This is a genomic window from Porphyromonas bennonis DSM 23058 = JCM 16335 (assembly GCF_000375645.1).
Lineage (GTDB): Bacteria > Bacteroidota > Bacteroidia > Bacteroidales > Porphyromonadaceae > Porphyromonas_A > Porphyromonas_A bennonis.
Map to the genome: position 1 here is coordinate 1 of NZ_AQWR01000007.1, position 23,879 is coordinate 23,879.

The following is a 23,879-nucleotide window of genomic DNA, read 5'->3' on the forward strand; positions in this document are numbered from 1 at the left end:
CAAGCAACTCCTGCACCGCTCGAGGGGTCTCCTTTTCAAGCGCAAAACGGAGTGGACCGACGACCAAAAGGAGCGCGCGAAGATACTCTTCAAGCAATTCCCNGAGATCGAAGAAGCCTACAAATACTGCCTGAGGATCCGGAAGTGGTACGAGCCGATACGACCGCGGTACAGCGATCGGAAGTACAAGATAAAGGAGACAGATCTTATGCTCATCACCAAAGAAGGGATGGAGAGCGAGGTGGAGGAGATACGCAACATCGCCAACTTCCTCCGGTCAAATTCCACCCACATTCTGAGGTACTTCTACCGCAGGGAGAGCAACGCCAAGGCGGAGGCTCTCAACCAAAACCTCCAGCGCTTCATCAGCGTCAACTACGGAGCTAGAAACACCGACTTCTTTCTCTACCGCATCGCCCTCCATTTCTCCTAAATCCCTCACATCAACAATGGTAATCTCTCACCCCTCCCATCCCAGCACATCAAAATGCGAATTAGCCTCTATTTTGCTCCCACCCCAGTCTAAGAAGAGATTGGAGTGATACTTGTCTCCTTCTATACCACCTGAGGAGCAGAAGAAAGACGAGGGGTATGCCGAAGTCTCTATTCTATCGGCACACCCCTCTGAAGCTTGTTATGAATGGGAAGTACTACTTTCTGTCTCGTAGACGATACATAGACCGGATGGTCATCTCATCTATGGCAATAGCCCTGTAGGCGAAGACGTCCAGCGTAATAGCTATCAGCGGGAGGATAGCAACGAGCCACTTCAGACGCCAGCCGGTATAGTCAGTTCCGAGCGTGGAGATGAAACTGTAGGTGGTGATCCCTGCCAGTACCATCAGTCCAATGGTCAGCAGGATATTGAATACGGTGAGACGCATCTGGAGTGTTCTCTTCTTATAGAGGAAGATAGTCACCAGGCTTACCAGGATCACAATAAAATTAAGGATCATCAGTGGCCACTCAAAGGTCACCAAGCCGGCATCACTGCCCAGCGAAGTAAAGCCTGTCGTATCTCCCTCGAAGATCATCTCCTGAGTGGTGATGACTACGTAAGGAAAGAAGAGCGGGAAGAGCAGCAACAGTGCTGAGATAAGTAGCCAGAGAGATTGCTTACGCTGTATCATGTCAGGCTATTACTTATCCTCGACTCCGTCCATCGGCTCGTCGTCCATCTTGTCGAGAGGGAGATGCCAGGTCAGCTCACCGTCCTCAAATTCCTTAATCGCCATAAGGAGAGGCTTCGGCTGCTTCTCGAAGTACTTGGAGAGCTCTGCCTGCTCGTTATTGATCTCCTCGACATCCTCACCCTCCTCAGTAGTAAAGGTGGAGAATTCCTTGACCTTATCATCAAACTCCTGCTTCATATCCGCAGCAATCTGATTGGCACGCTTAGCCATGATCAGTATCGAGTCGTAGATATTTCCGGTCGGCTCCACAAACGCATTGATATCACGCGTCACGAGAGTCTGAGGTACAGTTTTGCTCTTGTAGTCCATATCTGATTTCTGAATCCAGTAGTCGTGTTAGTATATTATATATGTGTGCTTACTCTACCTTGTCCTCTATAAGTCGGTAGGCGAAGTCGTAGTATCTGTCGGCATCCTTGCGATGCTTACCCTCCGGAAATTCGTTGACGAAAGCGAAGTACTCATCCCTAAGGGTGCGCACCCGCTCCTGCTTCTTCGACTCGACACTATTCTTAGCTATCTCATACAGTGAGGAGAGCACGTAGAAGTGGATGTCCTCCTTATACTTGCTATAGGGATAGTCCTTGAGCGCATTACGTCCGGTGATGATGGCGGACTCGTAGTTATTGAAGATATAATTCCCGAGATTATAGTAGAGCTCTACATTCAGGAGCTCCTTACGAGCAAGATTTTCCTGTAGGTCAAAGAGGAGCTGCGTCGCCTCCTCAGCCTTCTCGCTCTGTGGATAGAAGTCCAGGAAGAGCTGAAGCTCCTTGATCGCTCTGTAAGTCGGCTCCTGGTCTAGTCGGGGGTCGGGCATCTGCTGAGCGAGTCCGTAACCACTGTAGAAGCGTGCAAGCTCCGTATACTCCCCATTAGGATAAGAAGTGTAGTACTTCTCGAAGACATCAGCTGCCTCTCTATAATTCTTGTCAGCGTAGTAACTCCTCGCCAGCAGGTAGAGGGCATCCTCCCCCTCGCAGGTACCACGGAGGTACGGCACTACAGTCTCGAGGAGCTCCGCAGCCTGCTTGTATTTCTCAATATTATAGTATTTCTTAGCGTAGGAGTATCGCTCTGTCACATCCGTACTCTGCTGTACACGCATATATTCGCCGCAGGAGGAGGCGAAGAGCAGGAGGAGCGCACTGAGCAAGATACAGGTGGGATAATGTTTCCGGATCATTATTCTCTGAGTAATATAACGTGCAAATATACCGCTTTTCTTCGAGATGCATACGCACCGGAGTAACCTTCCTGTCCGGACCCCGGCAGCGAGGCTGAAGAGCGAGGTCTCGAGGCGGAGCGGACACGTACAAAACTAATACCGGTATTAGAGATACGTCTTATAATAGGGACAGCTTGGCGCCCCCTATCGTTACTGCCTGACGACCGCCACTGTCGTATTGTGCAATAGGAACCTTTTATCTACCTTTGCACCAAGTAGGGAGGGATCTAGTTGTGGTACGCTGTCACCACCTCCATCTATCAAGCGCAGATACCAAAGTGGCCAAATGGGGCTGACTGTAAATCAGCTGGTTTTCACCTTCGGTGGTTCGAATCCGCCTCTGCGCACTTCATTCATCATTACCCTTTACCCCATCCTCAGGTTCACGTCTTCTACCTAATGACGTGCCACACTGAGCGACTGGCGGATCGATGCTTCTAACCCCCGATCGGGGGTGTCGCTATGGGACAAGACCTCAGGACTACAAGTGAGATCCCCGACCATCGTATCCGAGTAAGCCGATGGGTCTAAAGTAAATTCATCCAAACAACATATCATGTACACCATCACTGAGCTCTCCAAGCTAAGCAAAGAAGATCTCGAAAAAGTGGCATCCGACCTCAAGGTCAAGACCTCTCCCGGATCAGAGAATAGGGAGATCATCTATGCCATACTCGATGCACAAGCCGTCCATGTAGCCACCAAGACTAAGGGTCAGTCCACCTCACGCTCCTCCGCAACCAAGAGCAATGCCTCCGGAGCCTCTAACAAGCGTGCCACCAACAGCCGCAGGAAGAGCAAGGAGGACGAGGAGGCAAAGAAAGAGGACAAGCCGACTACCCAGAAGGGTCGTGGTCGCACCAAGAAGACACAGCCTGCCACCAAGAAGGAGAACACCACTGAAAAGAAGACTCAACCGGCTAAGAAGGAGAGCAAGCCTACACCGGAGTCCTCTGCCAAGAAGAGCGAAGAGACTCAGACCGAGAAGAAAACCGTCTTTGTGAATAAAAACGCTACAGACACGGTACTCGATGACCTGATGGGCATGCTCGCCACCGGTCCTCGTCCTGCCCAGTCCTCCGGCAAGAACAACACACCCGCTGCTCCCAAAGCAGAAACGAGCAAGGAGCCTGCACCCTCCACGCAGCGTCCCTCATCGCCTGCAGAGCCCAAAAGACAAGAGGACAAAACTCCCCAAGAGACACCAAAAGCACCTCGTCCCTCCGTCCCCGGTTCTTACGACTTTGGGGATGCCCTCACCGCCACCGGAGTGCTGGAGGTGCTACCTGACGGCTATGGCTTCATCCGCTCCGCAGATTACAATTACCTCTCCTCTCCGGACGATGTCTACGTGGCACAGAGCCAGATCAAGAACTATGGTCTCAAGACCGGCGACGTGGTAGAGGCGGTCATCTCAGCCCCTAAGAGCCAGGATAAGTTCTTCCCCATGAAGAAGCTTATCCGCCTCAATGGCTGTGAGCCCAAGGAGGTACGCGACAGGGTCCCCTTTGACCACCTACTCCCGGTCTTCCCGACAGAGAAGTTCAAGCTCGAGGTCCCCAGCTCGTCCCACGTCTACGACCGGACAGCGACCCGTATCTTTGACCTCTTCTCCCCGATCGGCAAGGGTCAGCGCGGTCTGATCGTCGCTCAGCCCAAGACCGGTAAGACGATGCTGCTCAAGGATGTGGCCAATGCCATTGCCTACAACCACCCCGAGGTCTATATGATCGTTCTCCTGATCGATGAGCGACCGGAGGAGGTGACCGATATGCGTCGCAATGTGGATGCAGAGGTGATTGCCTCCACCTTCGACGAGCCGGCTGAGGAGCATGTCAAGATCTCCGAGCTGGTACTCCAGAAGGCGAAGCGCTTGGTGGAGTGCGGACACGATGTGGTGATCCTCCTCGACTCCATCACCCGCCTCGCACGCGCCTACAATACAGTACAGCCTGCTTCCGGAAAAGTACTCTCCGGTGGTGTCGATGCCAATGCGCTCCAGAAGCCTAAGCGCTTCTTCGGTGCTGCTCGCAACATCGAGCACGGCGGCTCGCTGACGATCCTTGCCACCGCACTGATCGATACGGGATCCAAGATGGACGAGGTGATCTTTGAGGAATTCAAGGGCACCGGCAATATGGAGCTGCAGCTCGATCGTAGGCTCTCCGACAAGCGTCTCTTCCCCGCCATTGATCTCAATGCCTCCGGCACTCGTCGCGACGACCTACTCCAGAGCGAGGATACGCGCCGCCGCATGTGGATCCTCCGCCGCCAGCTCTCCGATATGAATACTCAGGAGGCGATGGAGTTTGTCCTGAAGCAGATCCGTGGCACGGTGGACAACGTCGAATTCCTCGCATCGATGAATAGCTGATTGCGATGAGACTGATCCGTCGGCGACTGCTATCGCTCATCACTCTGGGACTAGCACTCTGTGTCACAGAAGGGCTGGCACAGACCTCTATTGATGTCAAGATGCGCGCCTACGGACTGGTAGACGTTACCGAGGTGGACTCCACCATTATGGTAGACCTCATGTACTCTCGGAGCGACAACTTCATGCAGGCAGATGTCTACGGAGACTTCTCCACCGCCTATCTGACCCCCGACTTTGCGGCCAAGATCGCGAGGGCACAGCAGATGCTGCGGGAGGAGAGAGGAGACCGCTACTCGATCATCATCTACGATGCAGCTCGACCCCTATCAGTCCAGCAGCGGATGTGGAATCTGGTCAAGGACACGCCGAGTAAGGTCTACGTCGCACCGGTGAGCGAGCGGGGCGGTGGACGGCACAACTACGGCGTCGCCGTTGACATGAGCCTCTACGACAGGGAGTCCGGTCAGCCACTTGACATGGGCAGCCCCGTCGACCACTTCGGCATACGTGCCCATATCAATAATGAGGCGGCTCTGGTCAAGCAGGGACTCATCACGAGGGAGGCGATGAAGAATAGGCAATACCTCTTCCATCTGATGGATCGCGTGGGTCTGAGACCGATCCGGAAGGAGTGGTGGCACTTCCAGGAGCGCAACTCGATCCGCGAGGTGCGGGAGCAAAACCGACTCTTAGACTTCTAACGAAATGAAGGGGAAGCTATACCTCATACCGGTCTCGCTGGGCGACAGTCCTGTCTCCCGCTACGCACCAAGCCAGAATGTCGAGTTGGTCAATAGGCTGAGCCACTTCGTGGTGGAGAGTGCCCGAACGGCGAGACGCTGCATCCGCACACTCTGCCCGGAGAAAGACCTCGGCGACCTGCTCCTACTCGAGGTGGATAAGCACAAGGGGTACAGCTATCCGAGGGAGCAGGTGATGACGCTCCTCAGAGAGGGCGTGGACGTGGGCTTTATGAGCGAAGCCGGCTGTCCCTGCGTCGCAGACCCTGGGAGCATCGTCGTCGCCGACTGCCACAAGGGCGGCTTTGATGTCGTCCCGCTGGTTGGTCCGTCGTCTATCATCCTGTCGCTGATGGCATCAGGCTTCAGCGGTCAGAGTTTCGCATTCCACGGCTACCTCCCTTACGATGACAGGGAGAGGCGTCAGGCTCTGAGCGAAGCCGCTGCTCGTGTCCGCCGACTCGACGAGACGCAGATATTTATCGAAGCACCCTACCGAAATGATCGGCTGCTGAGAGAGCTAGTAGAGTTTCTGCCGAAGGATCTCTCCCTCTGCATGGCGGTAGATCTCACTACGGAGAGTGAGGAGATCCATCGGATGACCATCTCCGAGTGGCGACAAGCCCTCACAAGAGAATCCAGCTGGCACAAGAGACCGGCAATCTTCCTAATCGGACAATGATATGTTACTGAAATACTACACCAATGGCACCCCCTCGCCCGTCCTGCTGAAGCAACTCTCGCAGTCTCTGCAGGCGGACAAGCTGCTGATCATCCCGACCGACACCGCCTACAGCATCTGCTGCAATGCCCTCAGCATATCGGCTCTCGGGCAGCTCGCCGAGATTAAGGGCGTCGATCCGGAGCAGAGCCACTTCACGATCATGTGTCAGGACCTCTCGCAGGCAAGCGAGTACGCCAGGCTGGACAACGAGATGTTCCGGATGATGAAGCAGAATACCCCAGGACCCTTCACCTTCATCCTCCCCACGAGCAGCGCCCTACCCCGTATCTATAAGGGCCGTAAGGAGGTGGGCATCCGCATTCCCCGACACGAGCTGGTCCTCTCCCTGATACGCTACAGTGGCTCCCCGCTCACCGGATTCTCCCTCCCGGAGCTGCCGCAGCAGCTGGAGGACATCGCCTACGACTTCAATCCCGAGCTGATCAACGAGCTCTGGGGCGACAAGGTAGAGCATGTGGTGGACGGCGGCATCGGCAGTCTGCAGGAGTCGGCAATCATCGACTGCACCTCGGAGCCCTACACCATTGTGCGTGAGGGACCAGAGGAGCTGAAGCTCTAAGACATTAGTACAGAGACGGATGCTTCGCAAGAATAAAATTATTTAGTTTCCAAGCTTGCCCGTTACGAGAAAAATAGTATCTTTGCAGGCGAAAAGAAGAAAGGAGGATGACTCTTTGGGAAAAGCGTCCCTCCTGCGAGTAGCAAAAAGACGTTGGGGAGCCACGGACAATTAGCGGCTGTGGCGTAATTGGTAGCCGCGCCAGACTTAGGATCTGGTGGAGAAATCCGTAAGGGTTCGAGTCCCTTCAGCCGCACTCGTTTAGGTAAGATTGATGATTAGTTTTCATAGATTGTAAGTTTTGGTTTTTGACGCTCTAAGCTTTATTTGCTTAGGGCGTATTTTTTTGCCCCTGTGTTACAGCGCATTTCTATTACCGGTATTAGTCGAAACTGTTAGCGGTATTAGTTTTCCCTATTACCGCTAATAGTTTTCCCTAAACCCGATATTAGGAAACAGCGACTGCGGCAGACTTTTGATGCGGTTGCCGACCTGACCATGCCCTGCCCCTGCGGTAAATGTGGTACCTTTGCGTAAAACAAGCTGACGCCATGACAGAGAAACGAATCAAATACCATAGACGACCCACCACGGCGGTGCACGTAGGCGACCAACTCATCATCGGAGGGGGGCACCCCATCGTGATCCAGTCGATGGCCAATGTGGATACCAACGACCTCGAGGCGAGTGTAGCGCAGGCGAAGCGGATCGCCGAGGCGGGAGGGAGGCTGGTTCGCTTCACGACACAGGGCGTGAGGGAGGCGAGGGCGATAGGTCAGATACACGACCAGCTCCGGGAGTCCGGCAGCCGGATCCCGCTGGCTGCCGATGTGCACTTCAACCCCAAAGCCGCCTACGAGGCTGCCAAGCATGTGGAGAAGGTGAGGATCAATCCGGGCAACTTCTACGACCCGGCGCGCGTCTTCGAGCGGGTGGAGTACACCGATGCCGAGTATGCACAGGAGCTGGAGGAGCTGCAGAGCAAGTTTGCCGACTTCCTCGACCACTGCCGATCGCACGGCACGGCGATCCGCATCGGGGTCAATCACGGGTCGCTCTCCGACCGCATCATGTCTCGCTACGGGGACACGGCGCCGGGGATGGTGGAGAGCTGCATGGAGTTCCTCGAGGTGTGCCGGCGGAAGAGCTTTGATGACGTCGTGATCTCGCTCAAGTCCTCCAATACCGTGCTGATGACGGAGGCGGTGCGCCTGCTGGTGAGCGAGATGGAGAGGAGGGACATGCACTACCCGCTCCACCTCGGTGTGACCGAGGCGGGAGATGCCGAGGATGGTCGCATCAAGAGCGCCGTCGGCATCGGTGCGCTGCTGAGCGAGGGGCTGGGCGACACCATCCGCGTGTCACTGAGCGAGCCTCCGGAGCAGGAGATCAAGCCGGCAAGGATCTTAGTCGAGTGCGTGGAGCAGTCCGCCGGGGCGGAGGCAATTTCTCTTGACTCCTTATCCGTCACCCCCCACCCCGTGAGACTTTCGAGCACGCCCTTAGTCGTAGGGGAGGTCGACACCTATGACAGGGACTGCTGTCCCGACTTGGTAGGCTCTGATCCCCGCTTAGTGACGGTCACCGACAGGGAAGCACTCCGCGGGGAGATCCCCGACCTCCCAGAGGGGGGACACCTGATCATTCGGATCACCCACCCCGATGCTCCCGCTATGCTGAGGGCACTGGATCAGGTGATGACCACACCATATATAATAGGTATCTCAGCCGAGGGCCGGGCGGACGAGGCGGCGGTCAGGCTTGGCTATGCAGTGGGCTCAGCCCTTCTGCGAGGTCAGGGAGAGGGACTCTTCGTCTCAGGTACAGACCTGAGCAGCCGAGAGGCGGTGCGGCTTGCCTTTGGACTCCTACAGGCAAGCAGGAGGAGGATCTCAAGGACCGAATTCATCTCCTGCCCCGGCTGTGGGCGGACGCTCTTTGACCTACAGGAGACGGTCGCGAGGGTAAAGGCTGCCACCTCGCACCTCAAGGGACTCAAGATAGGCGTCATGGGCTGTATCGTGAATGGCCCCGGGGAGATGGCGGACGCAGACTACGGCTACGTCGGGTCGACACCCGGACGGGTCGACCTCTACCACGGCAAGGAGCGGGTGAGGCGCGGGATCCCGCAGGACGAGGCGGTGGATCACCTGGTCGACCTCATCAAGGAGTGTGGCGACTGGAAGGAAAGGGAAGCGTGATGGACGAGGAGGAGCTGGACGAGCGGATGCACGAGGGTCTCTACGAGCGACCCAACAATGGCTTTCCCGCCCGGGGAAGCATCGAGGTGATCGTGGGGTCGATGTTTTCAGGCAAGACGGAGGAGCTGATGCGTCGTCTCCGCAGGGCGGTGATCGCACGCCAGCGGGTACAGGTATTCAAGCCCCTGATCGACACTCGCTACTCTCAGGGGGACGTGGTCAGCCACGATCGCAATACGCTCGAGGCTACCGCCGTGGCGCGCCCGGAGACGATCCTTCTCCTCAGCTCGGATGCCCAGGTGGTGGGGATCGATGAGGGGCAGTTTTTTGACACTTCCTTGGTAGACATCTGCCTGCAGATGGCCGACAACGGCATCAGGGTGGTTGTGTCGGGACTGGATATGGACTACGAGCGGAAGCCCTTTGGCTGCATGCCGCGACTGATGGCGGTCGCCGACCGGGTCCTCAAGGTGCACGCCATCTGTGTCTCCTGTGGCGCCCCGGCCCTCTACTCCTACCGCCTCGTCTCGGACCAAGAGCAGGTACTCGTAGGGGCCAAGGCGGAGTACGAGCCCCTCTGTCGCAATTGTTATCTCAAGCGTCTCAAGCAGCTATGACTACATCCACACAGACTGACCAAGAGAGAGCGGATCGGCTCATCCCTGACCCATCGGGAAAGATTACGCTTGTGCCGACAGGCGGGCTGGGGGAGCGGCTTCGCGCCGTGGCCTCCACCATTGCCCTGGCGCGGAAGCACTGCCGACCATTAGAGATCATCTGGTTTGAGACCGATGACTTTATGGCTCCGTCCAATCGGCTCTTTACCCTCGACCCTCAGATGAGGAGGGAGGAGATCACGATCCGGGAGGCGAAGTGGACCGACTGGATCAGCAACCGCTACCCCGACAAGGGGAATGTCTGGCTTTCGGCGCCCTATATGATGGTCTCCTTCGACAGCGTACTGACGAACGACAAGATCAAGGAGCTACAGGCGCATTCGCCGGAGCAGCTGGAGCTGATATTCCGCCGGAGACACCACAGGCTATTCATCGAGACGAGTATGGAGCTGACTCGCGCACGAGATATGTATAGCCCCCTGCTGCCCAATATCGAGGTGATCAACGTCCGCAACTCTCGCCTCTCCTCGTGGCACAACAATATCGTCGGGATCCACATAGACCGCGACTCGGCAGTCTCGATGCAGGACAGCCCGATCGAGCTCTTCATCAAGCGGATGCACGAGATCGTAGTCGCTGATCCAGGCACCTCCTTCTTCGTCACCACCACATCGCACAACGAGCGGGAGCGGCTTCAAACCCTCTACAGCTCCAGGATCATCTCCCCCTCCTCCATGTCGGACGGGACGTCGGTAGACGGGCTGATCGAGATCTACGGGGACCTGCTGGCGCTCTCCCAGACCACTAAGATCCTCACCACGCCGAATAGCGCCTACAGCGCCGTTGCCTCCACCATGGGACACATACGATCAGAGGCGCTGAGCATCTACTCGTCACCCACGATCATCACCACCTAACTTCACACCATGCTGACTCTAAGTCACGTCGGCGTCTCCTTTGGCGCCACCGTACTCTTCTCAGACATCAATCTTCAGGTCAATGCCGGGGAGCGGATAGCACTCGCCGGGCGCAACGGCGCCGGTAAGACCACCCTTCTCAACATCATCGCCGGACTTAACGCTCCGACGGAGGGGTCTGTCGCCTTAGCCAAGGGGGCAGAGATTGGTTACCTGCCGCAATACATGATGCTCAATGATGAGCGAACCGTCCGCGAGGAGGCCCGTAAGGCTTTCTCCAAGGAGCTGGAGCTTAAGGCGACGGTGGACCGGCTGACTGAGGAGGTGGCTACCCGCACCGACTACGACACGGAGGAGTATATGGAGCTGATCCAGCAGCTCGCCAATGCGACGGAGCTGCTCTCTATCTACGACACGTCGCGGATGGAGGCGGAGATCGAGAAGACACTGAAGGGACTGGGCTTTGAGCAGAAAGACTTCGATCGGCCGACGCGGGAGTTCTCCGGAGGGTGGCGTATGAGGATAGAGCTGGCGAAGATCCTGCTCGGGAGGCCCGATCTGTTGCTACTCGACGAGCCGACCAACCACCTCGATATGGAGTCGATCGTCTGGCTGGAGGACTTCCTGACCACCTCACCCGCCGCCGTGATCATGGTCTCGCACGACCGGCGATTTCTTGACAACGCCACCACCCGCACCGTGGAGATCTCGATGGGGAAGGCGTATGACTTTAAGGTCAATTACTCCCACTACGAGGAGCTGCGGGAGGAGCGCTTCGAGCAGCAGAAGAGAGCCTACGAGAATCAGCAGAAGATGATCAAGGACACCGAGGACTTCATCGAGCGCTTTAGGTACAAGCCGACGAAGTCGACCCAGGTGCAGTCCCGGATCAAGGCGCTGGAGAAGATCGACCCGATAGAGATCGACGAGATCGACCGCAAGACGATCCACTTCCGCTTCCCCATGAGCATCCCGTCCGGTGCCTACCCCCTTGTCACTAAGGAGATGAGGGTCACCTACGACGGCAAGAGGTACGTCCTCGATGGCATTGACTTGACGATCGAGCGGGGCGATAAGATCGCCCTCGTCGGGCGAAACGGCTCGGGCAAGACCACCTTCGTGAGGGCTGTACTGGGAGAGATCCCGAGCGAGGGATCGGTCAAGATCGGCCATCAGGTGATCACCTCCTACTTTGCCCAAAACGAATCCTCCATGCTTGACCCTGAGAAGACGATCCACGACACCATCGACGATGTGGCCGTGGGGGATATCCGCTCACGGATCAACGACATACTGGGAGCATTCATGTTTGGGGGCGAGACCGCCGACAAGAAGGTGAAGGTGCTGAGTGGTGGAGAGAAGGGGCGTCTCGCGATGATCAAGCTCCTTCTCTCCCCCTCCAACTTCCTCATCCTCGATGAGCCTACCAACCACCTCGACATGGCTTCCAAGGGAGTGCTGAAGGAGGCGATAGCCAATTACGACGGCACGGTGCTGATCGTGAGCCACGACCGTGACTTCCTGGAGGGGCTGGTGGACAAGGTGATCGAATTTGAGGACGGGAAGGTCCTCAATCACCTCGGTGGTATGGAGGAGTACCTGCGGAAGCTCCACGACCGCAATGCGGAGATCAATCAGTCGATCGAGAAAGAGACTGACGGGGAAAAGAAGACCACTAAGGGAGGGGGACGCGAAGACTATGAGCAGCAGCGGGAGCAGCAGCGACAGATCTCGCGCTTAGAGAAAGCCCTCGCCAAGGCAGAGGAGACGGTCGATCGGCTCGAGACAGAGAAGGCTTCCTTGGAGGATCAGCTGACGATACAGGCCACTCCGGACCTGCTCAATCAGTACGAGGAGGTAGACTATAAGCTGAAGAAAGCGATGAAGGAGTGGGAGAAGTGCGCTGAGGAGCTAGCAGCCTACAGCGAGTGATCAGCTCAGCTTGTAGAGCGGTGAGATCACCCGACGCTGCAGCACCTCCAGATGTAGGTCGCGATCGGGCTGCACTCCGATCTCCAGAAGGGCATTACTCATAGACTCTCTCGCCACAGTCGGGTTGTTATTCTGCCCACTGAGGTGACAGAGAGCGAGGAAGCGCAGGTCGGGGCGGTAGTTTCGCGTCACCGTACAGGCCGCTTCGCGATTGCTGAGATGCCCATTGCCACCGAGGATCCTTCTCTTAAGCATCATCGGATAGGGACCGGTGCGTAGCATCTCCTCATCGTAGTTACTCTCGATCACGAGATAATTTGCCTCCCTGATGGCTGCCTCCACCTCTGCAGTCACCTCACCCACATCGGTCATCAGCGTGAAGCAGCCACTTGGCCCGGTGATCCGGTACCCGACATTCTGCGTTGCGTCGTGCGGCACCTCAAAGGAGGTGATCTCCATGGCACCCAACGTGAGCGGCTCGCCCAGCTCCATGAGAGCCAAGTGGTTCATCAGTCCACCATGCAGGTAGGTGGCGTGGTGAAGTGCCTTATAGACCAGTGGGGAGGCATAGACCGGTATGGAGAAGTCCACGGCAAAGGACTCTAATCCCCGGATATGATCAGCATGGTCGTGGGTAATGAAGATGGCGGCGAGCTGCTTGGGATCGATCGCCAGCTCCTTAAAGCTCTTCTTGAGCGTGCGGATCCCGAGACCGGCATCGATCATAATCGTCGTGCCGCCACAGGAGAGGAGAGAGGCATTGCCACAGCTACCGCTGCTGAGGCTCCGGAAGTAAAAGGCCTCGGGATCTCTAGTCGAGTCGGGAAAGAGGGAGGATGCAAACATGTACTATCAGACAGTCATCTCTCCCCTGAGATTGACCCCCATCAGCCGCTTCACCTCATCTGAGGACTTACCGCTACCTAGCAGGTGCATAAGCTTAGCCAGAGCCGCCTCCACGGTCATATCGTGACCGCTCAGCACGCCGGCACTCAGCAGGGTGACCCCTGTCGCATAGCGCTCCATCTTCACCTTTCCCACAAAACACTGCGAGATATTGACGATGATGATCCCCTGGGACGTGGTTTCCCTAAGGATCTCAAGGAAATGCTTCGATGCCGGGGCATTGCCACTGCCGAAGGTCCTAAAGACCACGGCCTTGAGCCCCGGAGTCTCAAAGGCAGACGCCACCATACTCTCCGGAAGCCCCGGAAAGAGCGAGAGGACGAGTATATTGGGGTCGAGGTCCAGGTGAAGTCGCAGGTCGCCCTCCCCGTAGTCATTCCGCATCAGCACCTCAGGATGATAGTGGATGTCAATGCCCGCATGTGCGAGACAGGGATAATTGGGGGAGTCAAAAGCCTTGAATTGGTCCGAGCTCACCTTCGTGCAGCGGTTGCCCCTCAGGAGACGATTGTCGAAGTAGATGCACACCTCCCTCAGGAGGGGATTTCCCATCGGATCCTTTGCCGCTGCGATCTCGATCGAGGTGAGCAGATTCTCCTTCCCATCCGTCCGCACCTTACCGATAGGCAGCTGCGACCCGGTCAGGAGGACCGGCTTGCAGAGACCGTCCAGCATAAAGCTGAGCATCGAGGCGGTGTAAGCCATGGTGTCCGTCCCATGGAGTATCACGAAGCCGCTGTACTTGTCATAATTCTCCCGGATGGTCAGCGCCATCTCCCGCCAGTGCGTCGGCCCCATCTCGCTGGAGTCGATCACCTGATCGAAGGAGTAGGTGTCGATATGGAAGGAGAAGTTATTCACCTCCGGCACATGCTCCTCTATGTAGGCAAAGTCTATCGCCTTGAGCGCACCGGTGGCAGGATCCTCGGTCATGCCGATTGTCCCGCCGGTATAGATAAGGAGGACAGCGGTCGAGGGGTCGTAGGGCTTATTATTCGTTGATTTTCTCATGGTGACTATAGAAGTAAAAAAGGTCAAGCGCAAAGATAGCGATATTATCGGCTCGGCGTCACAGTGACCCCCACCTCGATCACTCCTCGGATGACAGAGTCCCTCAGCAGCGGACGAAGACTAAGGGTATAGGTGCCGGACTGCTCCGGGGCAAAGTCCGACAGGATCTCGAAGGGGTACTCCCGGACGACATATCCGGTCGTACTGATCTGTCGTTGCTTGACAGGCATCATCAGCTGTGACTCCCGGTACTGGTGTTCAGGGGTCTCCAGGACGACCCCGAGCGGCACCTGGCGTAGGGTAAAGTCAGGCGACACCCTCACGACACCCTCCACCTGGTAGCGCTCATCAGCTGTGACGGGGAAGGTGTAGAATAGCTCCTCACTCTGTCCCCACCCCATATCCTCCAGAGACTGGTAGTAGGAGTAGACGGGAAGAGTCGACTGACGACACCCCACCGCCATCAGACAGGGGATAAGCAGGAGTAGTCTGCCGAGCTTTTTCATTCTCTTCTTCCTCGCAGTGTCACTTGCGAGAGTCCCGCCGCTGCTGTCTCACCCCCTTGGACCGACCGGACGAGCCACCCTGAGAGCGCCTCCTATTCCGACCATTACGCGACCGCTTAGGACGAGAGGCTTCCCGAGACTTGTCGAAGCGGGAGACACTCTCCTCCGATAGGATGTCACTCACCCGGCTGAGTGGGGAGACCTGCTCCTCCTCGGTGTCAGAGACGAGGGAGACGGGCTGTACGCCGGCACGATTTTGATCGATTACCTCCAGAGCTCGCTCCTTGCTGATCGTCACCACCTCACGCTGCTTCGACGGAGCGCCCCCGGTGGAGATATAGGAGACCTTACCGGCGAGGGTGTCCGCCTTGAGGAACGCATAGACCCCACGCTGACACTCCAGCCGCACATCTCTCGGTGGCAGCGAGCTCTGAGCCTCGGCGTAGGTGTCTCGCTCATAGTTGAGACAGCACTTCAGCTTAGCACACTGACCGGCAAGCTTCTGAGGATTGATGGCAATATCCTGCAGGCGAGCCACATTAGTACTGACGGAGTGGAAGCTGGTCATCCACCCCGAGCAGCAGAGCTGTCGCCCGCAGGGACCTATACCACCGATCCGCCCCGCCTCCTGACGGGCACCGATCTGCCTCATCTCCACACGTATGTGGAATGCCTCCGCCAGCTCTCGGATCAGCTGCCGGAAGTCCACCCTATGGTCTGCGATGTAGTAGAAGATCGCCTTCTGCCCATCTCCCTGATACTCCACGTCCCCGATCTTCATATCCAGCCCGAGCCGCTTTGCGATCTGGCGGCTGCCGATCATCGTCTCGTGCTCCTTCGCCTTGCTCTCCTCATACTTCTGCAGGTCGAGCGGACGTGCTAAGCGATAGATGGTCTTGGGCTGCTCCGGAGGAGTGACCCCGAGCTTACGCATCTGGAGATCCACCAGCCGACCGGTGAGCGAGACCCGCCCGATATCGTGACCGGGAGAGGCCTCGACAGCCACCATGTCACCCTTGGCGAGGGGGAGACGAAGATTATTTAGGAAAAACTCTTTGCGGGTGTTCTTGAATTGTACCTCCACGTACGGATGGTCGTCCAGAGACTCCGGCACGTCGTAGAAGTAATCGTATGTATCCAACTTCCCACTATTGCCCGCAACTGACGGGCACCTGGTGGGAGAGCCATTATCTTGTGTCATATAATACTCGACTTGACTTTGATGGTCTTGCGACTACACAAAGGTAGCAAAATGAGGGGACAGGACTATCGCCACCGCGGGTGCCTGATCTCGCAAAACTAATACCGGTAATAGTCAAAACTAATACCGGTAAGAGATTACACTAATATCGGTAATAGATAACACTAATACCGGTAATAGAATTAACCTGTTGGCAGAGTATGATTTACCGAGTAAAACACTTACAGAGAGCTATCAGATGCTTCGTCGTGCTTAGGGATAACTTTTCCTATCCACACAGAGCGAGTCCAGCAGGACCGCCCCCTCCCGATAGACTCTCACCCGAAGCTCATCGGAGGTGACCAGCATGATGCCATAGTAGCGCGCTCCGCTCTCAGAGGCGACATGTCGCTCCGGATCCTGTACGGAGTAGGTCTTGTGCGCCGTGCTTAGTCCTATGTAGTGAGGTCCGTCGCCATCGGGATCCCGATCGTGGGCAAAGATATGGTCATGTCCTGCCAGCACAAGGTCCACCCCACAGCGACGGAAGAGGGGACCGAGCAGACTGTTATTTAGGAGGTTAAATCGGTTTTTCGTCCCGGAGTAGACCGGGTGATGAGCGCAGACCACTAGGAAGGGCTGATCCTTCCGCTCCATCAGCACCCGCTCCAGCCAGGGACGCTGTGAGCCGAAGGACCAGAAGAGGGAGTTGGAGTCGTAGCAGACCACCCGCATATCGGGGTAGTCGATATAGTAGGCGTGCCCTACCCTCTCCTCGGGACCATTGTCAGGGTAGTCGAGGACATACTCCCAGCGATCATCCACATCGTACATCAGGCCCGCTTCATTCTCATGATCGCCGATCACGGTGATCAGAGGGATGCGCGGTGCCACAGAGGCAAAGGCATCGTAGTACCGTCTCCAGTACTGATCATGAGGGCGCTCAATCAGGTCTCCCACCTGGATCCATGCCGCCGCATCGGGGTGCGCCCTATACAAGCTGTCCATCAGCGGTCGCGTATCATCGCCCCAAGTGTCCTGTACATCTCCGATAAGCACAAAGGTCTGAAGGGTATCCGACGGGATGACGAGCGTGTCCCGATAGGCCTCCACCCCATCACCTGAGGTGATCGTGTAGGGGTACCGCCCCACCTCAAGGGAGGGAATAGTCACACTCTGCACATGCGTCACACCGCCGTGCGTTTTTATCTCATGATGCAAGGCTCCGATCCGGAAGAGGAGACTATCACCGCCGTAGAGGCGGAGGATGTCCCCGCTGCGATCCGATCCGGACACCCAGGAGACGACACGCCCACGCAAGCCATCCTCCCGAGCGACCAGCTGCACCCGCTGCACACTGTCCGACAGGACGTACTCCGGCTCGATAAGGGGAGCGATCCAGTCAGACCAATTGTAACCCACTGTCCCGGTACAAGCGGCTAATAACGAAGCTGAGACGATCCTTATGATCTTACCCATAGGGTCTTATTATTATGTTTATCAGACACGCAAATTTAGTAACACGTCCCAACTTGACCAAGCTGGTAAGCCGGACTTTCGGCACAAAAGCATGGGCGCCTTCCTGTTTTGCATTTGCCTAAGTGTCAAAAACGTGGTACCTTCGCACGATATTAGATCGTACTTGTACGCTTACAACCGAAACAATGGCAACATTAGAGAAACTAAGAAGCAAAGCCGGATGCCTTATCGCCGCAGTAGGTCTCGGCATGGTCGCTTTTATCCTCGGAGACCTGGTCACTGGGGGAAGTGCCCTGTGGAGAGACAGCAAGATGACAGCATTCTCTGTCAATGGCAATAAGGTCCGCATCGAGGACTACCAGCAGCATGTCAATGCGATGAATGAGCAGATGCGTGCGCAGGGTCAGTCCCTCAACTCCGACCAGACGGTACAGCTCAATAATCAGATCTTCGGCACCATCGTCTCCAATATGGTACTCCACGACGAGGCGGGCAAGATCGGTCTGAGCATCACTCCTGCTGAGACCTTTGACCTTATCCAAGGTCAGAATGTCTCGCCCATCATCCGTCAGCAATTTACGGATCCCAATACAGGAGAGTTCAATAGAGCACAGCTTCTTACGTTCCTCAAGCAGCTCAATGCGAAGGAGAATTACAGCCCTGAGCAGCAGTCGCAGATCGACCAGATGCGGAGCATGTGGGCTGAGACGGAGACCCAAGTGAGAGACCTCCGACTCCAGGAGAAGTATCTCGGACTCCTCTCCAAGGCTATCGTAGCGAATAAGCTCGAGGTGGCTCGTGAGACCGAGTACAATAAGACGGTCCAGAACCTCACCTACGTCGGTCGTCGCACGATCGCTCTGCCTGACTCCGCTGTCACGGTAGCTGATGCGGAGATCAAGGACTACTACAATGCGCACAAGGACTACTTCCGCACCGATGCCGGGGCTCACGTGGACGTCATCTACGCCTCCATCGATCCCTCAGAGGCAGACTATAAGGCTGCAGAGGAGGACATCCGGTCTGCGCGCGAGGAGCTGATCGCCGGTAAGGATCCCGCTCTCGTGCTCTCTGACTACAGCGATGTGCCCTACGCTGATACTTACATCACTGCCGAGGACATCAATACCCCCTCGATGCCTACGGAGATCGCAAGCTTCATCACCACAGCGGAAGTGGGCTCTGTCAGTGAGATCGTCCCGCAGGACAAGAACTTCCTCGTCGCTAAGATCATCAGCCGCAAGCAGGCTCCCGAGTCTCTGCTCGTGAGCCACATCGTACTCCCGCCCGCCGGTACACCAAATGCCCCCGAGGTGAACGCTGACAGTCTCCTCACCGCTCTCAAGGCTGCGCCCGAGACCTTTGCCACGGCTGCCCAGACCTACTCCCTCGACCGCAACTCCTCCGCTCAGGGCGGTCAGATCGGCTGGCTCACCGAGGCGATGGCATCCAATTACATCGGTCAGGACTTTGCTCAGGCTGTCTACTCCGCTCAGGTGGGAGTCCCCTTCTCCTTTACCTCCAAGTATGGTGAGCACATCATCCTCGTTTCTGAGGCCAAGCCAGTGGTCGATAAGTTTAAGGTCGCCCTTGCAGCCAAGGAGGTGACCGCCTCCACGGAGACGCAGACACGGATCTACAATAACCTCAGCTCTTTCCTGACTTCAAATAAGGACAAGGATCTGACTCAGGAGGCTCTCAACGCCGGCTACCAGGTACTCCAGGATCAGCTGATCTCCTCCTCTCAGCCCTCCATTGCCCCCGGCATCAGCAACAGCCGCGACATCGTCACCTGGACGATGCAGAATAAGGAGGGGACGATCTCTCCGATCAAGGAGGCCGATGAAAAGTACGTCGTCACCCGCGTCGGAAAGAAGTTTGCCGAGGGCTTCATGCCCATCGAGGTGGTGAAGGATCAGATCTCTGCACTCCTCGCCAATCAGAAGAAGGCAGATCTCCTCTACGACCAGATGATGAGCGCTGACCACTCCTCACTCGAGGCGTACGCAGGTGCGATCGGTGCCTCCGTCGACTCTCTCAGCTTTGTCAAGTACAGCACCACCAGGCTCGAGAGCCTCGGTGTGGAGCCGGGAATCAACTCTGCTGCCGCTGTCGCAGGGCTGAACACCCCGACCCCTGTAAAGGGTCTCAATGGCGTCTACCTCGTCAATGTCCTCTCCCGTGAGGCTGATGCACAGGCGAGCGATGCAGCGACGATCAAGACCTCACTCGAGCGCTCACTGCAGGGTATGATCCGCGCAACGGCTCTCCAGACGGTCATCTCCAAGGCTAAGATCTCTGACAACAGATACAACTTCTTCTAAGCCTTAGACCAAGTCCTTAAATAGAAAGAGCGCCCCCCCTACAAAGGGAGGTCGCTCTTCTTTTTCTACCCAAGCAATTACCAGGCGGCTCAATACAACAGAAGCCACGCCTGGAGCGTGATCCCGGCGTGGCTATGAGGGGTGACTGAGTTGGGATTCGAACCCAAGACCCACAGCTTAGAAGGCTGTTGCTCTATCCAACTGAGCTACTCAGCCAGAGAGTGACCCCGTCACTCATTGACCGTGCAAAGGTACGACATTTAGCTCAAAAGTCTAAGCCTATGGTCCGCAAACTGCAACAATATAAGAGAGCACCTCAGGCTGACCGAAGTGCTCTCCTGGATAAAGAGTTGGAGTACGGGGATTCGAACCTCGACAGACAGAACCAAAACCTGTAGTGCTACCATTACACCATACTCCAGTCTGATATTGCCGCAAAGGTACTGAAAAAGGGGCAAGGCGGCAAGGTGAAAATCTTGGCACCCGGGCAATTTTTTGCTACCTTTGCGGGGTCTACGGGTGTTTTTCATCCGCCGGTTCGCTAGCTCAGTTGGTAGAGCACAACACTTTTAATGTTGGGGTCTCGGGTTCGAACCCCGAGCGAGCCACCGGTAAGGAGAGAGAGTCGATATGGTGTCGGTTCTCTCTCCTTCTCCTTTTATGTAACGGCATTCCTATGCATACAAATTGGTGGGATGTGATTAACCAAAAATGTCAGTTAATAGAGCTATATTTGCTCTCCGAGGACCTTTGGAAAAGGTCTGTCGGGATAGACTACTGAGTACCACCTTAAGATACAACCTTATGAAGTCAAAGATATTAGGTCTCGCCATGAGTGCCCTCTTCACTATAGGGGCGGGGGCACAGACCTTCATGGAGTGGCAGGATCCGGCTGTCAACGAGATTAATCGCCTACCGATGCGGGCACGCTTCTTCCCCTACGCCACTGAGCAAGAGGCAAGGGTGGATGACCCGCTGCGCTCCAGTCGTACCCTGTCGCTCGAGGGCGAGTGGAAGTTTGCCGCCACCAGAGATGTCAAGGGATACCCCACCGACTTTATGAAGCCTGGCTTTGACGACAGCGCCTGGCGCACGATACCTATCCCGGGACTGTGGGAGAAAAACGGCGTCTGCGATCCGATGTACCTCAATGTCGGATATCCCTGGCGCGGACACTTCAAGAATCAACCTCTCGCCAAGGAGCCGGTACCCTATAAGGACAATATCGTCGGCTCCTACCGTCGAGAGATCGTCGTACCGGCGGACTGGAGCGGGGAGGATATCACGCTCTACATCGGGGCGGTCAGCTCCTGCGCCTATGTCTGGGTCAATGGCGACTTCGTGGGCTATACGGAGGATGGGAGACTGGAGGCGGAGTTTGACGTCACCCCATTCATCAAGCCGGGTGAGACGAATACGATCGCCTTCCGCGTCTTCCGCTGGTGCGATGGGACTTACCTGGAGGATCAGGATATGTTTCGCCACACCGGATTTCACCGTGACGTTTACCTCTACGCCCGTCCCAAGTCACACCTGGCCGATATTACGATCACGCAGGACTTAATCAATGACTACAAGGACGGGCTGCTGGCTCTCCGACTCAAGTCTACCGGCTCACCCCGGTATGAGCTTACCCTCACTGATGCCCTCGGACAGATGGTCTGGGAGCGCTCGCTACCGGGCTTCAATGTCAACACCATCCGAGCCATTATCCCCGGTGTCGCTCCCTGGACCGCCGAGACCCCCAATCTCTACAAGCTCGAGATCAAGAGCTTCGTCGACGGGAAGCTCTCCGAGGTGTCCCGCTTCGATATCGGTTTCCGCAACATCAGGATCGAGGACACTTTGCTCAAGGTTAATGGCAAGCCGGTCCTCATCAAGGGTGCCAATCGCCACGACACCGACCCCAATACCGGATGCATCGTGTCGCGCGAGCGAATGCTAGAGGACGTGAAGCTGGCGAAGCAATTTAATATGAATGCCATCCGCACCTGTCACTATCCCAATGATCCCTACTTCTACAAGCTCTGTGACGTCTACGGTCTCTATGTCTGTGCCGAGGCGAACATTGAGTCTCACGGTATGGGCTACGGAGCGGAGTCGCTCGCCAAGCAGCCGGAGTGGGCGGTTCCCCATGTGGAGCGAAACGTCCGGCAGGTGGCCTCGAGAGGCATTCACCCGTCGATCATCATTTGGTCGATGGCCAATGAGGCTGGGGATGGAGAAAACTTCGCTGCCGCCCGCTCGGCAATCAAGAAGCTCGACACCACCCGACCCATCATGCTCGAGCGTGCTATTGACGGTCCCAATACCGACATCTACGGCAACATGTACCGCCGCCCTAGTGAGCTCCTCGCCTATGCGAATGGCAACCCTTCCAAGCCTTTCATTCTTGCGGAGTACGCTCACGCCATGGGAAATAGCCAGGGCTGCATGACCGACTACATGGAGCTCTTCCACACCTATCCGGTTCTGCAGGGTGGCTTCATCTGGGACTTTGTTGACCAAGCGCAGTATATGGAGAAGCCTGACGGCACCACCGTCAGAGGCTACGGCGGCGACTGGAACGACTACGACCCGAGCGACAATAACTTCTGCGATAACGGACTCTTCGACTGCACCCGCATGCCTAAGCCCAATGCGGTGGAGGCAAAGTACGCCTACCAGCCGGTCCTCACCACCATGGAAGGACAGCTCTCTGACGGACGCGTGACGCTGCTGATCAAGAACGACAACGACTTCCGTCCGCTCGACTATCTGTCCCTGAGCTATGCCGTCACTGTCGACGGACAGGAGGTGCACTCACGCTCCATGGTCTGCCCCGTCGTCCAGCCCGGTGAGACCGAGCGGCTGGAGATCAAGCTCCCTGCGATCGATGCCACCGGAAAGGATGTCTTCCTCAATGTCGAGTATCGCACACTGGAGGATCAGCCGCTCATCCCGGCCGACCACCTCGTAGCACGCAACCAGCTCACGCTCGCCGAGCATACCGAGCGGATGCTGCCACTTGGTCAGTACGGCTATGTGACGCTGGAAGAAATGTCAGAGCAGACGATCTACTTCTTAGTCAATCACGACTGCGTCGTCTCCTTCGACAAGACAAGCGGCTTCCTTACCGGCTACAGCATGGGCGACAGTCAGTACATGGCAGAGGGGTCGGCACTGAAGCCCTCCTTCTATCGAGCCCCGACCGACAACGATGAGGGCGCCGGTCTCCAGCGGAAGTGGCAGGCGTGGAGAGATCCGGAGATGAAGCTCACCTCGCTCAGCTACGAGGTGATCAATGCACGCGGTCATGTGGTCGCCAAGTATGATCTGCCCGGTGTCCGGTGTGACCTGACGATGGAGTACACGATCGATGTGGACGGAAAGGTCTACATCTCTCAGAAGCTCGATCCCCGAAGCAACGACAAGGATATGCCGGAGCTCTTCCGCTTCGGTCTGCAGATGGAGATGCCTGTCTCCTACAGCCAGATCCACTACTACGGTAGAGGTCCTATCGAGACCTACCCCGACCGTAAGTCGAATGCATTCATCGGCTGGTACGACCTCGCTGTCAGCGATGCTTACTTCTCCTACGACCGTCCTCAGGAGAGCGGTCTCCACAGCGATCTCCGCTACTGGTCTGTCATCAATGAACAGGGCGAGGGACTGGGCTTTGTGTCGGGTAAAAGCTTCTACGCCTCCGCCCTGCCCTACAGCGTTGCTCAGCTGGAGGACTTCCCCGAGAAGGCGCAGCGCCACTCGGAGCAACTGACCCCAAGTAAGGACAGGGTCTTCCTCCACATCGACGCCGAGCATCTCGGCCTCGGAGGCGTCGACTCCTGGGGATCCATCCCACCGGAGCGGTGGCGACTCCCATACGGCAGCTACAGCCAGGAGATCTGTTTCTTCCCTGTAGCCAGACGCTGACAATTGTTTCCAAAGAGGAGCTCCTTCCTATCTGAGGGGGCTCCTCTTTTTT

At 56.5% G+C, this 23,879-nt stretch carries 19 protein-coding genes and 5 tRNA genes; 14 read left to right on the forward strand and 10 right to left on the reverse strand.

What is annotated here, in order from left to right; all coding sequences use genetic code 11:
• Positions 1-10 precede the first annotated feature (10 nt).
• Positions 11-433 carry a transposase gene (locus B088_RS02230; RefSeq protein WP_425413755.1) on the forward strand — a complete coding sequence of 141 codons (423 nt, stop codon included), beginning with the start codon at positions 11-13 and terminating at the stop codon, positions 431-433.
• Between the two features lie 217 nt (positions 434-650).
• On the opposite strand, the gene B088_RS02235 is transcribed toward B088_RS02230, so the two are convergent.
• From B088_RS02235 to B088_RS02245, 3 genes are read right to left on the reverse strand one after another with little or no spacing between them, the layout of a single operon-like run.
• Positions 651-1,130, reverse strand: coding sequence for a DUF4293 domain-containing protein (locus B088_RS02235; protein ID WP_018106784.1), 480 nt, complete (start codon positions 1,128-1,130; stop codon positions 651-653).
• A 9-nt stretch (positions 1,131-1,139) separates the two neighbouring features.
• Positions 1,140-1,502 carry a DNA-directed RNA polymerase subunit omega gene (locus B088_RS02240; RefSeq protein WP_018106785.1) on the reverse strand — a complete coding sequence of 121 codons (363 nt, stop codon included), beginning with the start codon at positions 1,500-1,502 and terminating at the stop codon, positions 1,140-1,142.
• A 49-nt stretch (positions 1,503-1,551) separates the two neighbouring features.
• The gene (locus tag B088_RS02245; RefSeq protein ID WP_018106786.1) at positions 1,552-2,379 is read right to left on the reverse strand and encodes an outer membrane protein assembly factor BamD; all 828 of its coding nucleotides are present in this window, start codon (positions 2,377-2,379) and stop codon (positions 1,552-1,554) included.
• A gap of 306 nt (positions 2,380-2,685) precedes the next feature.
• Between B088_RS02245 and B088_RS02250 the strand changes: the two genes are divergently transcribed.
• The 10 genes from B088_RS02250 to B088_RS02295 all read left to right on the forward strand — a co-directional run bounded on the left by B088_RS02250 (position 2,686) and on the right by B088_RS02295 (position 12,509).
• Positions 2,686-2,768: transfer RNA gene (locus tag B088_RS02250), tRNA-Tyr, on the forward strand.
• 209 nt (positions 2,769-2,977) lie between these two features.
• The gene (gene rho, locus B088_RS02255; RefSeq protein WP_018106787.1) at positions 2,978-4,795 is read left to right on the forward strand and encodes a transcription termination factor Rho; all 1,818 of its coding nucleotides are present in this window, start codon (positions 2,978-2,980) and stop codon (positions 4,793-4,795) included.
• A gap of 5 nt (positions 4,796-4,800) precedes the next feature.
• Positions 4,801-5,499 carry a M15 family metallopeptidase gene (locus B088_RS02260; protein ID WP_018106788.1) on the forward strand — a complete coding sequence of 233 codons (699 nt, stop codon included), beginning with the start codon at positions 4,801-4,803 and terminating at the stop codon, positions 5,497-5,499.
• Between the two features lie 4 nt (positions 5,500-5,503).
• Entirely contained in the window at positions 5,504-6,220 is a 717-nt protein-coding gene (locus B088_RS02265; RefSeq protein WP_018106789.1) for an SAM-dependent methyltransferase, read from the forward strand.
• Between the two features lies 1 nt (position 6,221).
• Positions 6,222-6,842, forward strand: a complete 621-nt coding sequence (locus B088_RS02270) for an L-threonylcarbamoyladenylate synthase (protein WP_018106790.1) — start codon at positions 6,222-6,224, stop codon at positions 6,840-6,842.
• 174 nt (positions 6,843-7,016) lie between these two features.
• Positions 7,017-7,098, forward strand: a tRNA-Leu gene (locus B088_RS02275).
• Between the two features lie 295 nt (positions 7,099-7,393).
• Complete coding sequence (gene ispG / locus B088_RS02280) at positions 7,394-9,043, forward strand: (E)-4-hydroxy-3-methylbut-2-enyl-diphosphate synthase (RefSeq protein WP_038973847.1); 1,650 nt, start codon at positions 7,394-7,396, stop codon at positions 9,041-9,043.
• A gap of 26 nt (positions 9,044-9,069) precedes the next feature.
• The gene (locus B088_RS02285; protein ID WP_026170438.1) at positions 9,070-9,660 is read left to right on the forward strand and encodes a thymidine kinase; all 591 of its coding nucleotides are present in this window, start codon (positions 9,070-9,072) and stop codon (positions 9,658-9,660) included.
• The gene (locus tag B088_RS02290) at positions 9,657-10,577 is read left to right on the forward strand and encodes an O-fucosyltransferase family protein (RefSeq protein ID WP_018106793.1); all 921 of its coding nucleotides are present in this window, start codon (positions 9,657-9,659) and stop codon (positions 10,575-10,577) included. Before B088_RS02285 ends, B088_RS02290 begins: the two co-directional genes overlap by 4 nt.
• Before the next feature lie 9 nt (positions 10,578-10,586).
• Positions 10,587-12,509, forward strand: a complete 1,923-nt coding sequence (locus tag B088_RS02295; protein WP_018106794.1) for an ABC-F family ATP-binding cassette domain-containing protein — start codon at positions 10,587-10,589, stop codon at positions 12,507-12,509.
• On the opposite strand, the gene B088_RS02300 is transcribed toward B088_RS02295, so the two are convergent.
• From B088_RS02300 to B088_RS02320, 5 genes are all read right to left on the reverse strand, one after another.
• Positions 12,510-13,355: an MBL fold metallo-hydrolase gene (locus B088_RS02300; protein WP_018106795.1), complete on the reverse strand. Its 846-nt coding sequence runs from the start codon at positions 13,353-13,355 to the stop codon at positions 12,510-12,512.
• 6 nt (positions 13,356-13,361) lie between these two features.
• Positions 13,362-14,426: an asparaginase gene (locus tag B088_RS02305; RefSeq protein WP_018106796.1), complete on the reverse strand. Its 1,065-nt coding sequence runs from the start codon at positions 14,424-14,426 to the stop codon at positions 13,362-13,364.
• A gap of 44 nt (positions 14,427-14,470) precedes the next feature.
• On the reverse strand, positions 14,471-14,932 hold the full coding sequence (locus tag B088_RS02310) for a gliding motility lipoprotein GldH family protein (RefSeq protein ID WP_018106797.1): 462 nt from the start codon (positions 14,930-14,932) through the stop codon (positions 14,471-14,473).
• Positions 14,933-14,951: 19 nt separating this feature from the next.
• Positions 14,952-16,073, reverse strand: coding sequence for a PSP1 domain-containing protein (locus B088_RS02315; protein ID WP_018106798.1), 1,122 nt, complete (start codon positions 16,071-16,073; stop codon positions 14,952-14,954).
• Positions 16,074-16,385: 312 nt separating this feature from the next.
• Positions 16,386-17,591 carry a metallophosphoesterase family protein gene (locus tag B088_RS02320; RefSeq protein WP_018106799.1) on the reverse strand — a complete coding sequence of 402 codons (1,206 nt, stop codon included), beginning with the start codon at positions 17,589-17,591 and terminating at the stop codon, positions 16,386-16,388.
• Between the two features lie 185 nt (positions 17,592-17,776).
• On the opposite strand from B088_RS02320, the gene B088_RS02325 reads away from it, so the two are divergent.
• Positions 17,777-19,915 carry a peptidylprolyl isomerase gene (locus tag B088_RS02325; protein WP_026170441.1) on the forward strand — a complete coding sequence of 713 codons (2,139 nt, stop codon included), beginning with the start codon at positions 17,777-17,779 and terminating at the stop codon, positions 19,913-19,915.
• Between the two features lie 142 nt (positions 19,916-20,057).
• Here the strand turns inward: B088_RS02325 and B088_RS02330 are convergent.
• Positions 20,058-20,131, reverse strand: a tRNA-Arg gene (locus B088_RS02330).
• Positions 20,132-20,265: 134 nt separating this feature from the next.
• Positions 20,266-20,336, reverse strand: a tRNA-Gln gene (locus B088_RS02335).
• Positions 20,337-20,450: 114 nt separating this feature from the next.
• Between B088_RS02335 and B088_RS02340 the strand changes: the two genes are divergently transcribed.
• Positions 20,451-20,523 (forward strand) — tRNA-Lys (locus tag B088_RS02340).
• A 196-nt stretch (positions 20,524-20,719) separates the two neighbouring features.
• Complete coding sequence (locus B088_RS02345; protein ID WP_018106801.1) at positions 20,720-23,827, forward strand: glycoside hydrolase family 2; 3,108 nt, start codon at positions 20,720-20,722, stop codon at positions 23,825-23,827.
• Positions 23,828-23,879: the final 52 nt, after the last annotated feature.

Excerpts from the sequence above, each read along its gene's own strand:
- B088_RS02345 (WP_018106801.1), top strand. The coding sequence starts at position 20,720 with ATGAAGTCAAAGATATTAGGTCTCGCCATGAGTGCCCTCTTCACTATA.
- B088_RS02300 (WP_018106795.1), bottom strand. The coding sequence starts at position 13,355 with ATGTTTGCATCCTCCCTCTTTCCCGACTCGACTAGAGATCCCGAGGCC.
- B088_RS02310 (WP_018106797.1), bottom strand. The coding sequence starts at position 14,932 with ATGAAAAAGCTCGGCAGACTACTCCTGCTTATCCCCTGTCTGATGGCG.
- rho (WP_018106787.1), top strand. The coding sequence starts at position 2,978 with ATGTACACCATCACTGAGCTCTCCAAGCTAAGCAAAGAAGATCTCGAA.
- B088_RS02260 (WP_018106788.1), top strand. The coding sequence starts at position 4,801 with ATGAGACTGATCCGTCGGCGACTGCTATCGCTCATCACTCTGGGACTA.
- B088_RS02295 (WP_018106794.1), top strand. The coding sequence starts at position 10,587 with ATGCTGACTCTAAGTCACGTCGGCGTCTCCTTTGGCGCCACCGTACTC.
- B088_RS02320 (WP_018106799.1), bottom strand. The coding sequence starts at position 17,591 with ATGGGTAAGATCATAAGGATCGTCTCAGCTTCGTTATTAGCCGCTTGT.
- B088_RS02290 (WP_018106793.1), top strand. The coding sequence starts at position 9,657 with ATGACTACATCCACACAGACTGACCAAGAGAGAGCGGATCGGCTCATC.
- B088_RS02240 (WP_018106785.1), bottom strand. The coding sequence starts at position 1,502 with ATGGACTACAAGAGCAAAACTGTACCTCAGACTCTCGTGACGCGTGAT.
- B088_RS02325 (WP_026170441.1), top strand. The coding sequence starts at position 17,777 with ATGGCAACATTAGAGAAACTAAGAAGCAAAGCCGGATGCCTTATCGCC.
- B088_RS02235 (WP_018106784.1), bottom strand. The coding sequence starts at position 1,130 with ATGATACAGCGTAAGCAATCTCTCTGGCTACTTATCTCAGCACTGTTG.
- B088_RS02285 (WP_026170438.1), top strand. The coding sequence starts at position 9,070 with ATGCACGAGGGTCTCTACGAGCGACCCAACAATGGCTTTCCCGCCCGG.
- B088_RS02265 (WP_018106789.1), top strand. The coding sequence starts at position 5,504 with ATGAAGGGGAAGCTATACCTCATACCGGTCTCGCTGGGCGACAGTCCT.
- B088_RS02245 (WP_018106786.1), bottom strand. The coding sequence starts at position 2,379 with ATGATCCGGAAACATTATCCCACCTGTATCTTGCTCAGTGCGCTCCTC.
- B088_RS02305 (WP_018106796.1), bottom strand. The coding sequence starts at position 14,426 with ATGAGAAAATCAACGAATAATAAGCCCTACGACCCCTCGACCGCTGTC.
- ispG (WP_038973847.1), top strand. The coding sequence starts at position 7,394 with ATGACAGAGAAACGAATCAAATACCATAGACGACCCACCACGGCGGTG.
- B088_RS02270 (WP_018106790.1), top strand. The coding sequence starts at position 6,222 with ATGTTACTGAAATACTACACCAATGGCACCCCCTCGCCCGTCCTGCTG.